The organism is Streptomyces sp. NPDC014995 (genome assembly GCF_043080745.1).
Taxonomy (GTDB): domain Bacteria; phylum Actinomycetota; class Actinomycetes; order Streptomycetales; family Streptomycetaceae; genus Streptomyces.
Window position 1 is genome coordinate 751,350 of the sequence record NZ_JBIBVX010000001.1, and the last position, 15,960, is coordinate 767,309.

Here is a 15,960-nt window from a genome sequence, read left to right on the forward strand (position 1 = left end):
ACCCATACGGATCTCGGGGGAGAGCATGGCAGGGGCACAACCGGGCGGTCAGTTCCGCCCCTTGGAGAGCGGCGACCCGACGGCGGTGGCGGGCTACCGGCTGGCGGCGCGGCTCGGTGCGGGCGGGATGGGCACGGTGTACCTGTCGTACACGCCCGGCGGGCACCCGATCGCCCTGAAGACCATCCGGCCGGAGCTGAGCGAGGACCCCGAGTTCCGCCGCCGGTTCCAGCAGGAGGTCAAGGCCGCCCAGCGTGTGCAGGGCCTCTACACCGCCCCGGTCATCGACTACGACACCGAGGGCACCCAGCCGTGGCTGGCCGTCGCCTACGTGGCCGGCCCCTCGCTGTCCTCGGCCGTCGCCGAGCACGGGCCGCTGCCGGTGCCGTCGGTCCTGCTGCTGCTCGCGGGGATGGCCGAGGCGCTGTCGGTCATCCACGGGGCGGGCATCGTCCACCGCGACCTCAAGCCGTCCAACGTGCTGCTCGCCTCGGACGGCCCGCGCGTCATCGACTTCGGCATCGCGCGGGCCGCCGACGCCACGGCGCTCACCGGCACCGGCGTCTCCATCGGCACCCCCGCCTTCATGTCGCCGGAGCAGGCCGCCGGGAAGCCGGTCACGCCCGCGTCGGACGTGTTCGCGCTCGGCCAGGTCGCCGTGTTCGCGGGGCGCGGCACCGGAGCGTACGGGGACGGGCCGTCGCACGCGGTGCTGTACCGGATCGTCCACGAGGAGCCCGATCTCACCGGCCTCCCCGCGCAGCTCGGGTTCATCGCGCGCTGCCTGGCCAAGGACCCGGCCGAGCGTCCCTCCCCCGCCGAGATCATCTCCCTGTGCCAAGAGGCGTCGCCCACGCCGCTGCGCCAGTCCGGATCGTGGCTGCCGGAGGCGATCACCGCGCAGATCACGCAGCGGGTGTCGGCCTCGGCCGCGCTGGCGGCGGCCCCGACGGTCGCTCCGGCCGCCCCCTCGCCCACGGCGCCGGTCACCCGGCCCGACGTGACCCCGCCGTCGGCGCCGATGCACGCGGCGCCCACGGCGGCGGCCGCCCACCTCCCGTCGGCGCCCTCGTTCGGGCCCCCCGTCCCGCCGCCCCAGCCGCCGCTCCGGCCGCAGCCCCCGTTCCAGCCGTCGTACGGGCCGCCGACCGTGCCCCGGCCGCCCTTCGTCCAGCAGCCCGGCTGGCGGCCGCACCCGGTGCAGCCGCCGAAGCAGAACAAGGTCGGCAAGTGGATCGGGGTGACGGTCGGGGTGGTGATGGGGTTGTTCTGGCTCGGCAGCTGCGCCTCGTTCATCAGGGGCCTCGACGACTCGTCGGCCGGCTCCGCGAACGCCGCCGGCGGCGGTTCGGGCTCCGCGAGCGCCGAGCCGCTGCCCGACCCCAAGCCGGTCAGCTACCAGGGCATCAACATCCCCGACGGCTACTACGTGCAGTTCGCGGACTCCCCGCCCAAGCCGCTGAACGACGACGTCGACATCTACTACAGCGACCTGTACTACTACGACGACCAGCTGCGCAGCTCCGATGACAAGATCGTCCTGCTGAACAACGCCCAGCAGGGCTCCCTGAAGACCTGCCGCGAGGAGACCCGGTACGCCGAGAGCGTCTCGCTCTCCCAGCTGTCCAAGGGCTCGCAGTTCTGCGTGCACACCGGTTCCGGCCACATCGCCCTGGTCACCTTCCGGGGCACCGCCGCGCAGAGCGACCCGAGCGACTACGTCTCGCTGGACCTCACGATCTGGCGCAACGCGGAGGATCCCAGCTCCGAGGGGTGAGCGTCACTCACGCCGACATCTCCCAGACCAGCACCTCGGCCGGGTCGGCGGCCGCGGTCAGCTCCAGGTCCTTCTCGTCCGCGGCGCGCACCGCGTCCCCCGGCCGCAGCTCGTACGGCCCGAGCCGGACGGTGCCGCGCACCACGTGCACATACACGTGGGCGCCGTCCGGCACGGCGCTCCGCTCCCCCGCGGCCAGCCGCCGCACGTGCAGCATCGCGCCCGCCCCGGGGACGGCGTACGGCGTGGAGTCGGCGATGCCGCGCACCAGGTCGTAGGCGGGGTCGCCGCCGGGCTCCAGCGGGGCCAGCCACATCTGCACGAAGGTCAGGGGCGCGTCGCCGTCGTTGCGCTCGACGTGCCGCACGCCGGCCGCCGCGCTGAGCCGCTGCACGTCGCCGGGGCGCACCCGGGTCTCGTGGCCCCCGGTGTCGCGGTGGGTGAGCTCGCCCTCGACCACCCACGTCACGATCTCCGTGTGGCTGTGGGGGTGTTCGTCGAAGCCGGCGCCGGGGGCCAGGCGTTCCTCGTTGCAGGCGATCAGCGCGCCGAAGCGGAGGTTGCCGGGGTCGTAGTGGGGGCCGAAGGAGAAGGCGTGACGGGTCTCGATCCCGGCCGCCGGGTCCCCGCCGCGGTAGCGCTCGTCGGCGCGCCGTACGTCCATCACGCAGACCACGGTAGACCCGCGGCCGCCCGCGCGGAGCCCCCACCTGCGACCCGCCCACGCATGCTCCCGTCCCGATAAGGCAGTCTTGTCCCCGTGCCCCAACCCGAAGCCCGCAACACCGCAGCCGCAGCACACGCCGTCCACGCGCACTCCGCGACGCTGAAGCGACTGGAGAAGTCCTCCGGCAGCCTCGCCGCCCAGGCGATCGCGCGCATGGACGAGACCCTGCCGTGGTACCGGGCGATGCCCCCGGAGAACCGCTCCTGGATCGGGTTGGTCGCCCAGGCGGGTATCGCCGCCTTCACGGAGTGGTTCCGGCGTCCCGACGCCCCGCAGGCCATCTCCACCGACGTCTTCGGCACCGCGCCCCGCGAGCTGACCCGGGCCATCACCCTCCGCCAGACCGTCGAGATGGTGCGCACGACCATCGAGGTCATGGAGTCCGCGATCGACGAGGTCGCCGCTCCGGGCGACGAGAGGGTGCTGCGCGAGGCGCTCCTCGTCTACGCCCGTGAGATCGCCTTCGCCACCGCCCAGGTCTACGCCCAGGCCGCCGAGGCACGCGGTGCCTGGGACGCCCGCCTCGAGTCGCTCGTCGTCAACGCCGTGCTCAGCGGGGAGGCCGACGAGGGGGCCGTCAGCCGGGCCGCGGCGCTCGGCTGGAACTCGCCCGAGCATGTCTGCGTCGTCCTCGGGACCGCTCCGGACGGGGATTCCGAGCTGACGGTGGAAGCCATCCGGCGGGCCTCGCGCCACGCCAAGCTCCAGGTGCTCACCGGGGTGCTCGGCTCCCGGCTCGTGGTCATCGCGGGGGGCAGCGACAATCCGCTCGCCGTGGCCAAGTCGCTGATCGGGCCGTTCGCCGCGGGGCCGGTCGTCGCCGGGCCCGTCGTGCCCGACCTGCTCGCCGCGACCCGGTCCGCGCAGGCCGCCGCGGCCGGGCTGAAGGCGTGTTCCGCCTGGCAGGACGCCCCGCGGCCGGTCCTGGCGGACGACCTGCTTCCGGAACGCGCCATCGCCGGTGACCCGAGCGCGCGCGAGCAGTTGGTGGAGGAGATCTACAGACCGCTGGAGGAGGCGGGGTCCGCGCTCCTGGAAACGCTCTCCGTCTATCTCGAACAGGCGTCCAGTCTGGAGGGTGCGGCCAGGATGCTGTTCGTGCATCCCAACACCGTGCGCTACCGGCTTCGACGTGTGACTGACGTCACCGGCTGGTCGCCTTCGGATGTACGCTCGGCGTTCACCTTGCGCATCGCGCTGATCCTGGGGCGTCTGGTCGATGGAGATCCCCAGAGCTAACGTTTTGTCGGGGGCCCACAAAACCCCCTGCCGTTCTTCGTCCTTGTCCCCACGGGCGGCGCGGGCCGCCCTCAAGAGAGAGTGTGAGAGTGCTCGTACTCGTCGCTCCCGGCCAGGGCGCCCAGACGCCCGGCTTCCTGACCCCCTGGCTCGAACTGCCCGGCGCCGCCGACCGCGTCGCCGCGTGGTCGGACGCCATCGGACTGGACCTCGCCCACTACGGGACGCAGGCCGACGCGGACGCCATCCGGGACACCGCGGTGGCCCAGCCGCTGCTCGTCGCCGCCGGAATCCTGTCCGCCGCGGCACTCGGTGACATGGCGCCCGGCGCGGTCGCGGGGCACAGCGTCGGTGAGATCACCGCCGCCGCCTTCGCCGGTGTGCTCGACGACACCGCCGCGCTGACCCTCGTACGCAAGCGCGGCCTGGCGATGGCCGACGCCGCCGCCGTCACCGAGACCGGTATGTCGGCGCTGCTCGGCGGCGACCCCGAGGTCTCCGTGGCGCACCTGGAGAAGCTGGGCCTGACCCCGGCGAACGTCAACGGCGCCGGCCAGATCGTCGCCGCGGGCACGCTGGAGCAGCTCGCCGCGCTGAACGAGGACAAGCCCGAGGGCGTCCGCAAGGTCGTCCCGCTGAAGGTCGCCGGCGCCTTCCACACCCACCACATGGCCCCCGCGGTCGAGACGCTGGCCACCGCGGCCAAGGAGCTCACGCCCGGCGACCCGACCGTCCCCTACGTCTCCAACAAGGACGGGCGGACCGTCGCCACCGGCGCCGAGGTCCTCGAGCGTCTCGTCGGCCAGGTCGCCAACCCGGTCCGCTGGGACCTGTGCATGGAGACCTTCAAGGAGCTCGGCGTCACCGCGCTGATCGAGGTGTGCCCCGGCGGCACCCTCACCGGTCTCGCCAAGCGCGCCCTGCCCGGTGTGCGGACGCTCGCGCTGAAGACCCCCGACGATCTCGACGCGGCCCGCGAGGTCATCGCCGAGCACAGTGCCTGACAAGGAGCCGACGGTCATGTCGAAGATCAAGCCCAGCAAGGGCGCCCCGTACGCGCGCATCCTCGGCGTGGGCGGTTACCGGCCCACCCGTGTGGTGCCCAACGAGGTGATCCTCGAGACGATCGACTCGTCCGACGAGTGGATCCGCTCGCGCTCCGGCATCGAGACCCGGCACTGGGCGAACGACGAGGAGACCGTCGCCGCCATGTCGGTGGAGGCGGCCGGCAAGGCGATCGCCGACGCCGGGATCACCTCCGAGCAGGTCGGCGCCGTGGTCGTCTCCACCGTCTCGCACTTCAAGCAGACGCCGGCCGTGGCCACCGAGATCGCCGACAAGCTGGGCACGAACCGGGCCGCCGCCTTCGACATCTCGGCCGGCTGCGCGGGCTTCGGCTACGGCCTCACGCTCGCCAAGGGCATGGTCGTCGAGGGTTCCGCCGAGTACGTCGTGGTCATCGGCGTCGAGCGGCTGTCCGACCTGACGGACCTGGAGGACCGGGCGACCGCCTTCCTGTTCGGCGACGGCGCGGGCGCGGTCGTGGTCGGCCCGTCGAAGGAGCCGGCGATCGGCCCGACGGTCTGGGGCTCCGAGGGCGACAAGTCGGAGACCATCAAGCAGACCGTGCCGTGGACGGACTACCGCACCGGCGAGGTCGCGAAGTTCCCGGCGATCACCCAGGAGGGCCAGGCGGTCTTCCGCTGGGCCGTGTTCGAGATGGCGAAGGTCGCCCAGCAGGCGCTGGACGCGGCCGGGATCACCTCCGGCGACCTGGACGTCTTCATCCCGCACCAGGCCAACGAGCGGATCATCGACTCGATGGTGAAGACTCTCAAGCTGCCGGAGTCCGTCACGGTCGCCCGTGACGTGCGCACCACCGGCAACACCTCGGCCGCCTCGATTCCGCTCGCGATGGAGCGGCTCCTGGCGACCGGCGAGGCGAAGAGCGGCGACACCGCGCTCGTCATCGGATTCGGGGCGGGTCTCGTGTACGCCGCGACGGTCGTTACCCTCCCCTAGGCACTCCGTGCCGGATCATCCGGTCCGGCGCGCGAAATGCACCACCTGCCGCTGCCGCGGTGGGCGCCACACCCTCTGGAACACCAACGAAGGAGCGCCACATGGCCGCCACTCAGGAAGAGATCGTCGCCGGTCTCGCGGAGATCGTGAACGAGATCGCCGGGATCCCGGTTGAGGACGTCCAGCTGGACAAGTCCTTCACCGACGACCTGGACGTCGACTCCCTGTCCATGGTCGAGGTCGTCGTCGCCGCCGAAGAGCGCTTCGACGTCAAGATCCCGGACGAGGACGTCAAGAACCTCAAGACGGTCGGCGACGCGACCGAGTACATCCTCAAGCACCAGGCCTGAGTCCCTGCTCGGGCCGGACGCTGACCGGCCCCGCCACCCGGCGGTGGCGCCGCTGAATCCCGATCGTTGGAGAAAGAATTCCCGTGAGCCCGACCAATCGCACCGTGGTCGTCACCGGTATCGGCGCAACCACACCGCTGGGTGGCGACGCAGCCTCTACCTGGGAGGGTCTGGTCGCCGGCAAGTCCGGTGTCAAGCCCCTGGAGCAGGAGTGGGCGGCCGAGCAGGCCGTCCGTATCGCGGCCCCGGTCGCCGTGGAGCCCACCGAGGTCATTCCGCGGCCGCAGGCCCGCAGGCTGGACCGCTCGGCGCAGTTCGCGCTGATCGCGGCCCAGGAGGCGTGGAAGGACGCCGGATTCGAAGGCAGGGCCGGTGAGGACGCCTCCGTCGACCCGGACCGGCTCGGTGCGGTCATCGCCTCCGGCATCGGCGGTGTGACGACCCTGCTGGACCAGTACGACGTGCTGAAGGAGAAGGGCGTCCGCCGCGTCTCCCCGCACACCGTGCCCATGCTGATGCCGAACGGCCCGTCCGCCAACGTGGGCCTGCTCGTGGGCGCCCGCGCGGGCGTGCACACGCCGGTCTCCGCCTGCGCGTCGGGCGCCGAGGCCATCGGCTACGCCATCGAGATGATCCGTACGGGCCGTGCCGACATCGTCGTCGCCGGCGGTACGGAGGCGGCGATCCACCCGCTGCCCATCGCCGCGTTCGGCAACATGATGGCGATGTCCAAGAACAACGACGACCCGCAGGGCGCCTCGCGTCCCTACGACACCGCGCGCGACGGTTTCGTCCTCGGCGAGGGCGCCGGCGTGATCGTCCTGGAGTCCGCCGAGCACGCCGCCAAGCGCGGGGCGCGGGTGTACGCCGAGGCGGTCGGGCAGGGCATCTCCGCCGACAGCCACGACATCGTGCAGCCGGAGCCGGAGGGCCGCGGCATCGCGCACGCCCTCCAGCACCTGCTGGACCACACCGACCTGGACCCGGCGGAGATCGTGCACGTCAACGCGCACGCGACGTCGACGCCCGCCGGTGACGTGGCCGAACTGAAGGCGCTGCGCAAGGTGTTCGGCGACGACGCCGACCACATGGCGGTCTCGGCGACCAAGTCGATGACCGGTCACCTGCTGGGCGGCGCGGGCGGCGTCGAGTCCGTCGCGACGGTCCTCGCGCTGTACCACCGGGTGGCCCCGCCGACCATCAACGTCGAGAACCTCGACCCCGAGGCCGAGGCCAACGCGGACATCGTGCGCGACGAGGCCCGGAAGCTGCCGGTCGAGGGCCGCATCGCGGCCCTGAACGACTCGTTCGGGTTCGGCGGGCACAACGTGGTGCTGGCGTTCCGGACGGTCTGAGAGACCTGCCGGAGAGCGTCCGTACGCACCTGGCCGCGTACCCGAAGGGGCCCCCACCGATCGGTGGGGGCCCCTTCGGTGTGCCGGACGGACCTCACACCACCTGGTGCAGCCAGCGCACCGGCGCTCCCTCGCCCGCGTACCGGAACGGCTCCAGTTCGTCGTCCCAGGGCTTGCCCAGGAGCTTGGAGAGTTCGGCCTCCAGGTCGGTCTCCCCGCGCTGGCTGCGCAGCAGGGCCGCGCGCAGACGGTCCTCGGGGATGAGGATGTCGCCGTGGATGCCGGTGACGGCGTGGAAGATGCCGAGGTCGGGGGTGCAGCTGTAGCGCTCGCCCTCGGCGGTGGCGCAGGGTTCGGCGGTGACCTCGAAGCGGAGCAGGTGCCAGCCGCGCAGTGCGGAGGCGAGCTTGGAGGCGGTGCCGGCCTCGCCCTGCCAGGAGAACTCCGAACGCCAGGTGCCGGGGGCGGCGGGCTGCCGGATCCAGTCGAGGTTGACGCGCGTGCCGAGCACCCCGGCGACGGCCCACTCGACGTGCGGGCACATCGCGCGCGGCGCGGAGTGCACGTACAGGACTCCACGTGTCGTCACCGGGACCTCCGGGCAGAGCGGGACAGGCTGGCGGGCTGGCATGGCGGCGGTGGCAGGGCAGCCACGTTGATGGCGAGGCTACCGTGCGGCGGCGCAAGGAGTGTGACGTACCGTCGGTCCCGGTGCCGCGAAACGCCCGCCATTCACCCGGCAGGACGCCTGTGCGGGTACGTTCAGTTGCTTCTTGTGGGGCTCGGGAACTCCCGGACGTTGTCATGGGTGGGGCCGGCGACTCGTCCGGCCGCAGGCGTGCCGGACGACCGAGGGGACACCAGGGGATGCGGAAGCGAGGCCACCGCTCGCGGGCCGTCGTCGCGGTCACGGCTGCCGCCGTGCTGGGCGCGGCCGGCTGTGACGTCGTGGGCGGGGACGGCCCCGAGGCGTCGGCCTCGCAGGCGCGCCGGGCGACACCCTCGCCGACGCCGGTGTGGGACAGCAGCCCGGCCTCGATCGCCGCGGTGGGCGACTCCATCACGCGTGGCTTCGACGCCTGCTCGGTCCTGACGGACTGCCCGGAGGTGTCCTGGGCGACCGGTGCCAGCGCCGAGGTGAGGAGTCTGGCCGTACGGCTGCTGGGGGCGTCGAAGGCGGTGACGCACAGCTGGAACTACGCGGCGACCGGGGCGCGGATGGCGGACCTGCCGGCGCAGATGTCGCAGGCGGCCGCGCGCGGGCCGGAGCTGGTGACGGTGATGGCGGGGGCGAACGACGCGTGCCGGGACTCCACGGACGCGATGACGTCGGTGGCGGACTTCCGCGCGGAGTTCGAGGAGGCGATGCGCACGCTGCGCCGGGCGGCGCCGAAGACGCAGGTGTACGTGGCGAGCGTGCCGAACCTGAAGCGGCTGTGGTCGCAGGGCCGGACCAATGTGCTGGGCAAGCAGGTGTGGAAGCTGGGGATCTGCCCGTCGATGCTGGGCGACGCGGACGCGCTGGACTCGGCGGCGAACCTGCGCCGCGAGACGGTGCGGAAGCGGGTGGAGGACTACAACACGGTGTTGAGGGAGGTCTGCGCGAAGGACCTGCGGTGCCGTTTCGACGGGGGCGCGGTGTACGAGTACCGGTTCGGGACCGACCAGTTGAGCCCCTGGGACTGGTTCCATCCGAGCAAGAACGGTCAGGCGCGACTGGCGGAGATCGCCTACCGGAAGATCACGGCCCGCGGCGCGTGACTTAGGGTTTCGCCCATGAGCGAACACTTCGGAACACTTTCCGACGGCACCCCGGTGCGCCGCTGGACCCTGGAGCGGGCGGGCGTCCGGGTCCGGGTCCTGTCGTACGGCGGGATCGTGCAGTCGGTGGAGGTCCCGGACCGCGCAGGTCGGACGGCGAACGTGGTGCTGGGGTTCGCGGACCTGGACGGCTATCTCGCGCATCCGGGGCCCTACCTCGGTGCCCTGGTCGGGCGGTACGCGAACCGGATCGCGCACGCCCGCTTCGCGCTGGACGGGGTGACGTACCCGCTCGCGCCGAACAACGCGCCCAACTCCCTGCACGGCGGTGAGCGCGGCTTCGACAAGCGGGTGTGGGAGGTGGAGCCGGTCGCGCACGGGCTGCGGCTGACCCGGGTCAGCCCGCACGGCGAGGAGGGCTTCCCGGGCCGCCTGGAGGTCTCGGCGACGTACACGCTGGAGGCGTCGGGGGCGCTGCGGATCGCGTACGAGGCGGTCACGGACGCGCCGACGGTGGTGAACCTGACCAACCACAGCTACTTCGGCCTGGGCGGCCCCGGCAGCGGTGGCGCGGGCGGCCATGAGCTGCGGCTGGCGGCCTCGCGGTACACACCGGTGGACGCGGACCTGATCCCGACCGGGGTGGCGGAGGTGGCGGACACCCGCTTCGACTTCCGTACGGCCCGCGAGGTCGGCGCCGGCTACGACCACAACTTCGTGCTCGACAAGGGCGTCACGGACGGGCCCGTGGAGGTGGCCGAGCTGCACGACCCGGCGTCCGGGCGGGTGCTGACGGTGGCGACGACCGAGCCGGGCCTCCAGGTGTACACGGCGGACCACCTGGGCGAGCCCTTCGCGCCGGGCGACGGCATCGCGCTGGAGACCCAGCACTTCCCCGACTCCCCGAACCGCCCGGAGTTCCCGAGCACGGAGCTGCGGCCGGGCGGGGTGTACCGGTCGGAGACGGTGTACGCGTTCTCGGTGCGGTAGGCACCGGCGGGAAGGGATGAGCCCCGGTCCAGGGGTCAGGTCCCGGACCGGGGCTGCTCGTGGGGCGAGGAGTCCCGCGTCAGACGGTAACCGTCGCGGTGATCCTGCGGTCCGCGATCGACCTACCCACCTGGATTTCGTACGAACCCTTCACAAAGAACCAACGGTGGGCGGCCTCACTCCGGAGCGGTCCGCTCCCCTGCTGGTGGCGGTGATGGACGGGTTGCGGTACCAGGGGCCGCTGGATCCGGAGCCGGTGGACATGCCCGGCGCGTTCCGGGACTTCCGGCGACTGCTCGGCGAGCCGGTGGACCGAGGGCCACCGCTTCACGCTTCGGCGTCCCGGCACTCCGAGCGGCGCGTGTCACCCGTGGGCGGCCACCGCCGCCACGACCTCGACCTCCACCCGCGCCTCCGGCCGGAACAGCCGCGGCACCTCGAAGGTCATGCTGGTGGGCGGGGTGCCGGTGAGGAACTCGCCGCGTACGGCGGCGTATTCGCCGAGGCCGGTGATGTCGGTGAGGTACGTGCGGATGTTGACGACGTCGGCCAGGGTGGCGCCGTGGGCCTTCAGCAGGGCGTCGATCGTCTCGAAGACGCCCCGGGTCTGCTCGGCGAGGGTGTCGCCCTCGGCGATCTGACCGGAGAGGAACAACAGGGCGCCGCCGTCGGCCTGTTGGACGCGGGCGACCTGGGAGTAGTACGGGCTCAGGGGCTGGGGCGCGGAGGCGGGGCTGCCGAGGGTGATCTCCATGCCGTCGACGCTAGGACCGCCTCCGTGATGCGACAAGCGAATGTCTAGCATGGCCGTCATGCCGAAACCGCATGACGACCTCTCCGCCGTGCCCGACCTGTCCACGGTCTGGCTGCGCGCGTTCCTTGAGGTCGCCCGGCACGGCTCGTTCACGGTCGCCGCGCGCAGGCTGGGCTGGACGCAGTCCGCGGTCTCCCGGCAGATCTCCTCGCTGGAGGCGGCGTTGGGCGGAGGCCCGCTCTTCGACCGGCTGCCGCGGGGCGTGCGGCTGACGGAGGCGGGGCGGGTGCTGGCGCCGTACGCGGAGTCCGTCGCCGGGACGCTGCGCGGAGCCGGGCGGGACCTGGCGGCGCTGCGGGAGGGGACCGGGGGCCGGTTGCGGTTCGGGGCGTTCGCGACGGCCGACGCGGCGTTGGTGCCGCACGCCCTGGCCGCCTTCCGCGCCCGCCGTCCCGGCGTCCGCCTCATCCGCGAGGAGGGCCTCACCCCCGCCCTGCTGGACCGGCTGGCCGCGGGCCACCTGGACGTGGCCGTGGTGTCGACGACGGGCCGCGCCCCGCTGGAGGCGTACGCCCTGCACCACCTCCTCGACGAGTCCCTGTACGTCGCCGTCCCGGCCGCCCATCCCCTGGCCGGCCACCACGGACCGGTCCGGCTCGGCCAACTCGCCGACGCCGACTGGATCTCCGGCGGCGCCCGGCCCGAGGGCACCCTGCTCGACGCGGCCCTGCGGGCGGGCTTCCGGCCGCGCGTCGCGCACGTCGTCGGCGAGTGGACGGCCAAGCAGGGGTACGTGGCCGCCGGTCTCGGCGTGACCCTGGTCCCGGCGCTCGCCGCCACGGCCGTCCGGCCGGACGTCGTCCTGCTGCCGGTCCTGGACGAGGGGGCGCCGGCGCGGGCGGTGTACGCGGCGACCCTGCCCGGACGGTCGCCGACACCCGCGGAGGACGCGTTCGTCACCGCCCTGCGGGAAGCGGCCGGGACGGTACCGCGCCCCATGGCGTAGACCACACCCGGCACGCGATACTTCCGCCTTCCGCACCAACGCGCCCCACAGCGACGGAAGGACCCCATCCCCCATGTCCGCGATACGCGTTCGCGTCGGCGTCCTCGGCATGGCCCTGACGGCCTGCCTCTCGGCTCCGGCGGCCGCGGCCGACGCCGCCCCCGCGCCCACCGTCGAGGAGCAGCGGCTCGACCGGGCGGTCCCTCGGGAGATCCTCGCCCGCTCCGGGTTCGACACGGTGACCCCGCGCTTCACCCGGCTGCTGACGGCCGCTCACTCCTACGCGCAGGCCCACCGGGTCGTCGTCCGCGAAGGCGCCGCCCTGTGGCGGCGGGCCGTGGACCGGGCGCAGGGGCGGGGCCCGGCCGGCGGTGACCTGAGCCGGGACGACGACCGGCCGCTGTACTGGGCGCGGCTCGGCATGACGCGCGAAGTACGCACCTGGACGCCGGAGTTCGCGATCAGCGACCGTCAGCGGACCGCGCTGCTCGACTCCCTGGAGCGCGCCTCGCGCGGCCAGTCCGACATCGGCCACCCGCACGCGGCCAAGGGGCTGAAGCGCGTCCTGGTCACCGGCTTCGACCCGTTCACCCTGGACCGGGACATCCGCATCTCCAATCCCTCCGGGGCGAGTGCCCTCGCCCTCGACGGCACGGTGATCGAGACGGCCGACGGGCCCGCCCGGGTGGAGACCGCCGTGTTCCCGGTGCGCTGGGAGGACTTCGCGGACGGGACGGTGGAGCGCACCCTGCGGCCGTATCTCCCGCACGTCGACCTGTTCGCGACCGTCAGCCAGGGGCGCGTCGGCCGCTTCGACGTGGAGCGCGCCAACGGGGCCTGGCGGGGCGGCTTCCCCGACAACGAGAACATCGGCCGCACGGAGACGATCCCGGTCACCGACCCGGCCTCGCAGCCGCAGTGGACGACCACGACCCTGCCGTACGCGGAGATCGTCGCGGCGGACACCGGCCGGTTCCCCGTGTACGACAACACGAGCGTGACCGAGATCCCCGCGGGCGGGACGGACCCCGTGGTGCGGCCGGACGGGCCCACGCCCGGGTCCACCGCGCGGGCCGGGGGCGGCGGGAACTACCTGTCCAACGAGATCGCCTACCGGGCGACCCTCCTGCGTGACCGGCTCGGCCTCCACGACAGCCTGCCGGGCGGGCATGTGCACACGCCCGTGCTGCAGTTCGGCGCCGGGAACACCGGCGAGGTGAGCGATCCGGAGTTCGTGCGCAACCGGCTGGACATCGTCGCGCAGGTGCGGGCGATCCTGACCGTGGCCGCCGGCGAGTAGGCGAAAACACCTCGGCGCGGTCGAGGGCCCGGGGCGGCCGGCCGGGACCGGATCAGATGACGGTCACGGCGGGCGTCCCGGTCACGGTGCGGCGTTCTCCTTCTCCCGGCCGCCGGCGCTGTCGCCGTCCCCGGTCTCCTCCCCCAGCAGCTCCCGCGCCATGAGCGTCGCGCCCGCGACCGCGCCCGGCATCAGGAACACCGCGACGAAGGGGACCAGGAAGGCCAGGCCCAAGGGCGTGCCGAAGCCCCAGACCAGGGCCTTGCGGGAGCGCAGGAGGGCGAGGCGGTCGCGCAGGGCGACGTTCCTGCGCTGGAGGGCGACGGCGGTGAGCTCCTCGGTGAGGAAGAAGCCGGTGACGAAGAAGCCGACCACCGGGACGACCGTCTGACCGACGAACGGCACGAACCCGAGGGCGAACAGCAGCACGGCCCACAGCAGTGCCCGGCCCACGATGCGCAGGCTGTCCCGCGCCGAGATCCACAGCTCGCGCCAGAGCGGCAGCCCCGACTCCGGTGCCGTGCCGTCGGGCGAGACGTCCCGGTCGACCGTCTCGGAGAGGTTCTCGTAGAAGGGCTGCCCGATGAGCAGCGTGACCGCGGTGAAGGTGAGCACGGACAGGAGCAGGCCGAGGGCGAACAGCACGACCGTGAGGAACCCGCGGAACAGGCCCAGCCACGGGCTCGACCAGTCGTCGGCGAACGGCGTCGCCCAGGCCACGAAGTCCGCGCCCCACACCGCGAGCGCCACCAGCGCGCCCACGTAGAGGACGAGTGTGATCAGCCCGGGCAGAAGCCCGAAGCCGTACTGCTTACCGTGCCGGGCCACCCACCGCTGGCCCTCCAGGAGGAACCTGAAACCCGCCCCGAGATCGCGCATGGGGGAACTCTATCGGGCGGGCGCGCCTCCCCCGGTCACGGACGGTCAGGCGTCCGCCGCACCCGCGTCCGCACCCGCCTGCACCCCCAGCATCCGCCGCAGCAGCCCCCGCAGCACCACGCGCTCCTCCTCCGCGAGCCCCGCCAGCGGCTCCCGGGCGAACCGCAGCGACACCCGCAGCCCCTTGGCCACCCGTCGCCCCTCCTCGGTCGCCGCCGCGAGCTTCACCCGGCGGTCGGCCGGGTCGGGGCGGCGCTCCACCAGGCCCCGGGCCTCCAGGCGGTCCACGATGCCGGTCACGTTGGACGGTTCGCATCTCAGCCGGTTCGCCAGCTTCCGCATGGGCAGCGGTTCCAGGGAGAGCAGGCTGAGCAGTCGGGCCTGCGCGCCGGTGAGGGCGTAGCCGGCGGCGGCCTCCTCGTAGTCCTCGTGGAAGCGGGCCACGACCTCGCCGATCAGTTCGACGACTTCCATGGTCAGGGTGTCGGGGAGGGCGGTCCGCTGTGAGGTGGCCATGGTCTCAGGGTACCCGGCTTGCTTGACATCCTGAAATATTCAGGAGCATGGTTGTTTCAGGTAGTGAAACATTAGAAAGGCAGCCCTCCATGACTGACTCGGTCCTCCCCGCCACCAGCCGCGAATGGCGTCTGCTCAGCCGCCCCGTCGGCTGGCCGAAGCCCGAGGACTTCGAGCTGGCCGAGGCGGAGATCCGGCAGCCCCGCCCGGGCCAGGTGCTCGTCCGCAACGAGTACCTCTCCGTGGACCCCTACATGCGCGGCCGGATGAGCGCCGCCAAGTCCTACGTGGCCCCCTTCGAGCTGGGCAAGGCCATGCAGGGCGGCGCGGTCGGCGAGGTCGTCGCCTCCGAAGCCGAGGGCATCGCCCCCGGTGACCACGTCCTGCACTTCGGCGGCTGGCGCGAGTACGCCACCTTCGACGCCAAGCAGGCCGTCAAGGTCGACCCCGAGGCCGCGCCCCTATCCACCTACCTCGGCGTCCTGGGCATGACCGGTCTCACCGCCTACGCCGGGCTGCTGCGCACCGCGTCCTTCAAGGAGGGCGACTCGGTGTTCGTGTCGGGTGCCGCGGGCGCCGTCGGCAGCCAGGTCGGCCAGATCGCCCGGCTCAAGGGCGCCTCCCGGGTCGTCGGCTCCGCCGGCTCCGACGAGAAGGTCAAGCTGCTCGTCGAGGAGTACGGCTTCGACGCCGCCTTCAACTACCGGAACGGGCCGGTGAGCGAGCAGCTGCGCGACGCCGCGCCGGACGGCGTCGACGTCTACTTCGACAACGTCGGCGGCGACCACCTGGAGGCCGCCATCGGCCGCCTCAACCAGGGCGGCCGGATCGCGGTCTGCGGCATGATCTCGGTCTACAACAACACCGAGCCCGCGCCCGGGCCGAAGAACCTCGCCCGCCTCATCCAGACCCGCGGCCGCATCGAGGGCTTCCTGGTCGGCGACCACTACGACCTCCAGCCGCAGTTCGTCCAGGAGGTCGGCGCCTGGGTCCGCTCCGGCGAGCTGAAGTACCGCGAGACGGTCGTCGAGGGCATCGAGAACAACCTGGAGGCGTTCCTCGGGGTCCTGCGCGGCGACAACACCGGCAAGATGATCGTCAAGCTGTAGGACGGCGGAGGGCTTCCCCGCGGTGGTCGGGCGGACCCACCAGGTCCGCCCCCGCTCGAGGGCGGCCCGCGGCGGCATCACCGTGACGCCCGTCCGACGGCGCTCGTTGCCCACGACGAAGGCCGCACCCCTGGACGTGGGGTGCGGCCTTCACCCGTGACCGCCGTCGTCCGTA

At 72.9% G+C, this 15,960-nt stretch carries 16 protein-coding genes and 1 pseudogene; 12 read left to right on the forward strand and 5 right to left on the reverse strand.

Going from position 1 to position 15,960, the window contains the following annotated elements:
* Window positions 1–25: 25 nt before the first annotated feature.
* Window positions 26–1,777, forward strand: a complete 1,752-nt coding sequence (locus ACF1A1_RS03405; RefSeq protein ID WP_391644949.1) for a serine/threonine-protein kinase — start codon at window positions 26–28, stop codon at window positions 1,775–1,777.
* 7 nt (window positions 1,778–1,784) lie between these two features.
* On the opposite strand, the gene ACF1A1_RS03410 is transcribed toward ACF1A1_RS03405, so the two are convergent.
* Complete coding sequence (locus ACF1A1_RS03410; protein ID WP_391645324.1) at window positions 1,785–2,441, reverse strand: pirin family protein; 657 nt, start codon at window positions 2,439–2,441, stop codon at window positions 1,785–1,787.
* Between the two features lie 96 nt (window positions 2,442–2,537).
* On the opposite strand from ACF1A1_RS03410, the gene ACF1A1_RS03415 reads away from it, so the two are divergent.
* The 5 genes from ACF1A1_RS03415 to fabF all read left to right on the forward strand — a co-directional run bounded on the left by ACF1A1_RS03415 (window position 2,538) and on the right by fabF (window position 7,470).
* Window positions 2,538–3,743: a PucR family transcriptional regulator gene (locus tag ACF1A1_RS03415; RefSeq protein WP_391644951.1), complete on the forward strand. Its 1,206-nt coding sequence runs from the start codon at window positions 2,538–2,540 to the stop codon at window positions 3,741–3,743.
* 89 nt (window positions 3,744–3,832) lie between these two features.
* A complete protein-coding gene (locus tag ACF1A1_RS03420) occupies window positions 3,833–4,747 on the forward strand; it encodes an ACP S-malonyltransferase (protein WP_391644953.1) in 915 nt (304 codons plus the stop codon).
* Window positions 4,748–4,763: 16 nt separating this feature from the next.
* Entirely contained in the window at window positions 4,764–5,765 is a 1,002-nt protein-coding gene (locus ACF1A1_RS03425) for a ketoacyl-ACP synthase III (RefSeq protein WP_391644955.1), read from the forward strand.
* Window positions 5,766–5,866: 101 nt separating this feature from the next.
* Window positions 5,867–6,115, forward strand: coding sequence for an acyl carrier protein (locus ACF1A1_RS03430; RefSeq protein WP_029384719.1), 249 nt, complete (start codon window positions 5,867–5,869; stop codon window positions 6,113–6,115).
* A gap of 83 nt (window positions 6,116–6,198) precedes the next feature.
* Window positions 6,199–7,470 (forward strand): beta-ketoacyl-ACP synthase II, encoded by a 1,272-nt coding sequence (fabF, locus tag ACF1A1_RS03435; protein WP_391644957.1) that lies wholly within the window; start codon window positions 6,199–6,201, stop codon window positions 7,468–7,470.
* Window positions 7,471–7,564: 94 nt separating this feature from the next.
* On the opposite strand, the gene ACF1A1_RS03440 is transcribed toward fabF, so the two are convergent.
* A complete protein-coding gene (locus ACF1A1_RS03440) occupies window positions 7,565–8,059 on the reverse strand; it encodes a DUF3145 domain-containing protein (RefSeq protein WP_391644959.1) in 495 nt (164 codons plus the stop codon).
* 278 nt (window positions 8,060–8,337) lie between these two features.
* Here ACF1A1_RS03440 and ACF1A1_RS03445 point away from each other — a divergent pair, with 278 nt between their 5' ends.
* From ACF1A1_RS03445 to ACF1A1_RS03455, 3 genes and pseudogenes are all read left to right on the forward strand, one after another.
* Window positions 8,338–9,231 carry an SGNH/GDSL hydrolase family protein gene (locus ACF1A1_RS03445; protein WP_391644961.1) on the forward strand — a complete coding sequence of 298 codons (894 nt, stop codon included), beginning with the start codon at window positions 8,338–8,340 and terminating at the stop codon, window positions 9,229–9,231.
* Between the two features lie 15 nt (window positions 9,232–9,246).
* A complete protein-coding gene (locus ACF1A1_RS03450; RefSeq protein WP_391644963.1) occupies window positions 9,247–10,221 on the forward strand; it encodes an aldose epimerase family protein in 975 nt (324 codons plus the stop codon).
* A 169-nt stretch (window positions 10,222–10,390) separates the two neighbouring features.
* Window positions 10,391–10,525 (forward strand): annotated as a pseudogene (locus ACF1A1_RS03455) (TetR family transcriptional regulator); the annotation flags it as partial.
* A 60-nt stretch (window positions 10,526–10,585) separates the two neighbouring features.
* Here ACF1A1_RS03455 and ACF1A1_RS03460 read toward each other — a convergent pair.
* A complete protein-coding gene (locus tag ACF1A1_RS03460; RefSeq protein ID WP_391644965.1) occupies window positions 10,586–10,975 on the reverse strand; it encodes a RidA family protein in 390 nt (129 codons plus the stop codon).
* Window positions 10,976–11,024: 49 nt separating this feature from the next.
* On the opposite strand from ACF1A1_RS03460, the gene ACF1A1_RS03465 reads away from it, so the two are divergent.
* Window positions 11,025–11,981 (forward strand): LysR family transcriptional regulator, encoded by a 957-nt coding sequence (locus tag ACF1A1_RS03465; RefSeq protein ID WP_391644967.1) that lies wholly within the window; start codon window positions 11,025–11,027, stop codon window positions 11,979–11,981.
* Between the two features lie 73 nt (window positions 11,982–12,054).
* Window positions 12,055–13,281, forward strand: coding sequence for a pyroglutamyl peptidase (locus ACF1A1_RS03470; RefSeq protein ID WP_391644969.1), 1,227 nt, complete (start codon window positions 12,055–12,057; stop codon window positions 13,279–13,281).
* 81 nt (window positions 13,282–13,362) lie between these two features.
* Here ACF1A1_RS03470 and ACF1A1_RS03475 read toward each other — a convergent pair whose 3' ends face one another.
* On the reverse strand, window positions 13,363–14,160 hold the full coding sequence (locus ACF1A1_RS03475) for an EI24 domain-containing protein (RefSeq protein WP_391644971.1): 798 nt from the start codon (window positions 14,158–14,160) through the stop codon (window positions 13,363–13,365).
* Between the two features lie 45 nt (window positions 14,161–14,205).
* Window positions 14,206–14,676: a MarR family winged helix-turn-helix transcriptional regulator gene (locus tag ACF1A1_RS03480; RefSeq protein ID WP_391644973.1), complete on the reverse strand. Its 471-nt coding sequence runs from the start codon at window positions 14,674–14,676 to the stop codon at window positions 14,206–14,208.
* A gap of 89 nt (window positions 14,677–14,765) precedes the next feature.
* Between ACF1A1_RS03480 and ACF1A1_RS03485 the strand changes: the two genes are divergently transcribed.
* Window positions 14,766–15,785, forward strand: a complete 1,020-nt coding sequence (locus tag ACF1A1_RS03485) for an NADP-dependent oxidoreductase (protein WP_391644975.1) — start codon at window positions 14,766–14,768, stop codon at window positions 15,783–15,785.
* Window positions 15,786–15,960: the final 175 nt, after the last annotated feature.

Coding starts and splice junctions, on each gene's coding strand:
- ACF1A1_RS03405 (WP_391644949.1), top strand. CDS start 26: ATGGCAGGGGCACAACCGGGCGGTCAGTTCCGCCCCTTGGAGAGCGGC.
- ACF1A1_RS03410 (WP_391645324.1), bottom strand. CDS start 2,441: ATGGACGTACGGCGCGCCGACGAGCGCTACCGCGGCGGGGACCCGGCG.
- ACF1A1_RS03425 (WP_391644955.1), top strand. CDS start 4,764: ATGTCGAAGATCAAGCCCAGCAAGGGCGCCCCGTACGCGCGCATCCTC.
- ACF1A1_RS03430 (WP_029384719.1), top strand. CDS start 5,867: ATGGCCGCCACTCAGGAAGAGATCGTCGCCGGTCTCGCGGAGATCGTG.
- ACF1A1_RS03445 (WP_391644961.1), top strand. CDS start 8,338: ATGCGGAAGCGAGGCCACCGCTCGCGGGCCGTCGTCGCGGTCACGGCT.
- ACF1A1_RS03450 (WP_391644963.1), top strand. CDS start 9,247: ATGAGCGAACACTTCGGAACACTTTCCGACGGCACCCCGGTGCGCCGC.
- ACF1A1_RS03460 (WP_391644965.1), bottom strand. CDS start 10,975: ATGGAGATCACCCTCGGCAGCCCCGCCTCCGCGCCCCAGCCCCTGAGC.
- ACF1A1_RS03465 (WP_391644967.1), top strand. CDS start 11,025: ATGGCCGTCATGCCGAAACCGCATGACGACCTCTCCGCCGTGCCCGAC.
- ACF1A1_RS03470 (WP_391644969.1), top strand. CDS start 12,055: ATGTCCGCGATACGCGTTCGCGTCGGCGTCCTCGGCATGGCCCTGACG.
- ACF1A1_RS03475 (WP_391644971.1), bottom strand. CDS start 14,160: ATGCGCGATCTCGGGGCGGGTTTCAGGTTCCTCCTGGAGGGCCAGCGG.
- ACF1A1_RS03480 (WP_391644973.1), bottom strand. CDS start 14,676: ATGGCCACCTCACAGCGGACCGCCCTCCCCGACACCCTGACCATGGAA.
- ACF1A1_RS03485 (WP_391644975.1), top strand. CDS start 14,766: ATGACTGACTCGGTCCTCCCCGCCACCAGCCGCGAATGGCGTCTGCTC.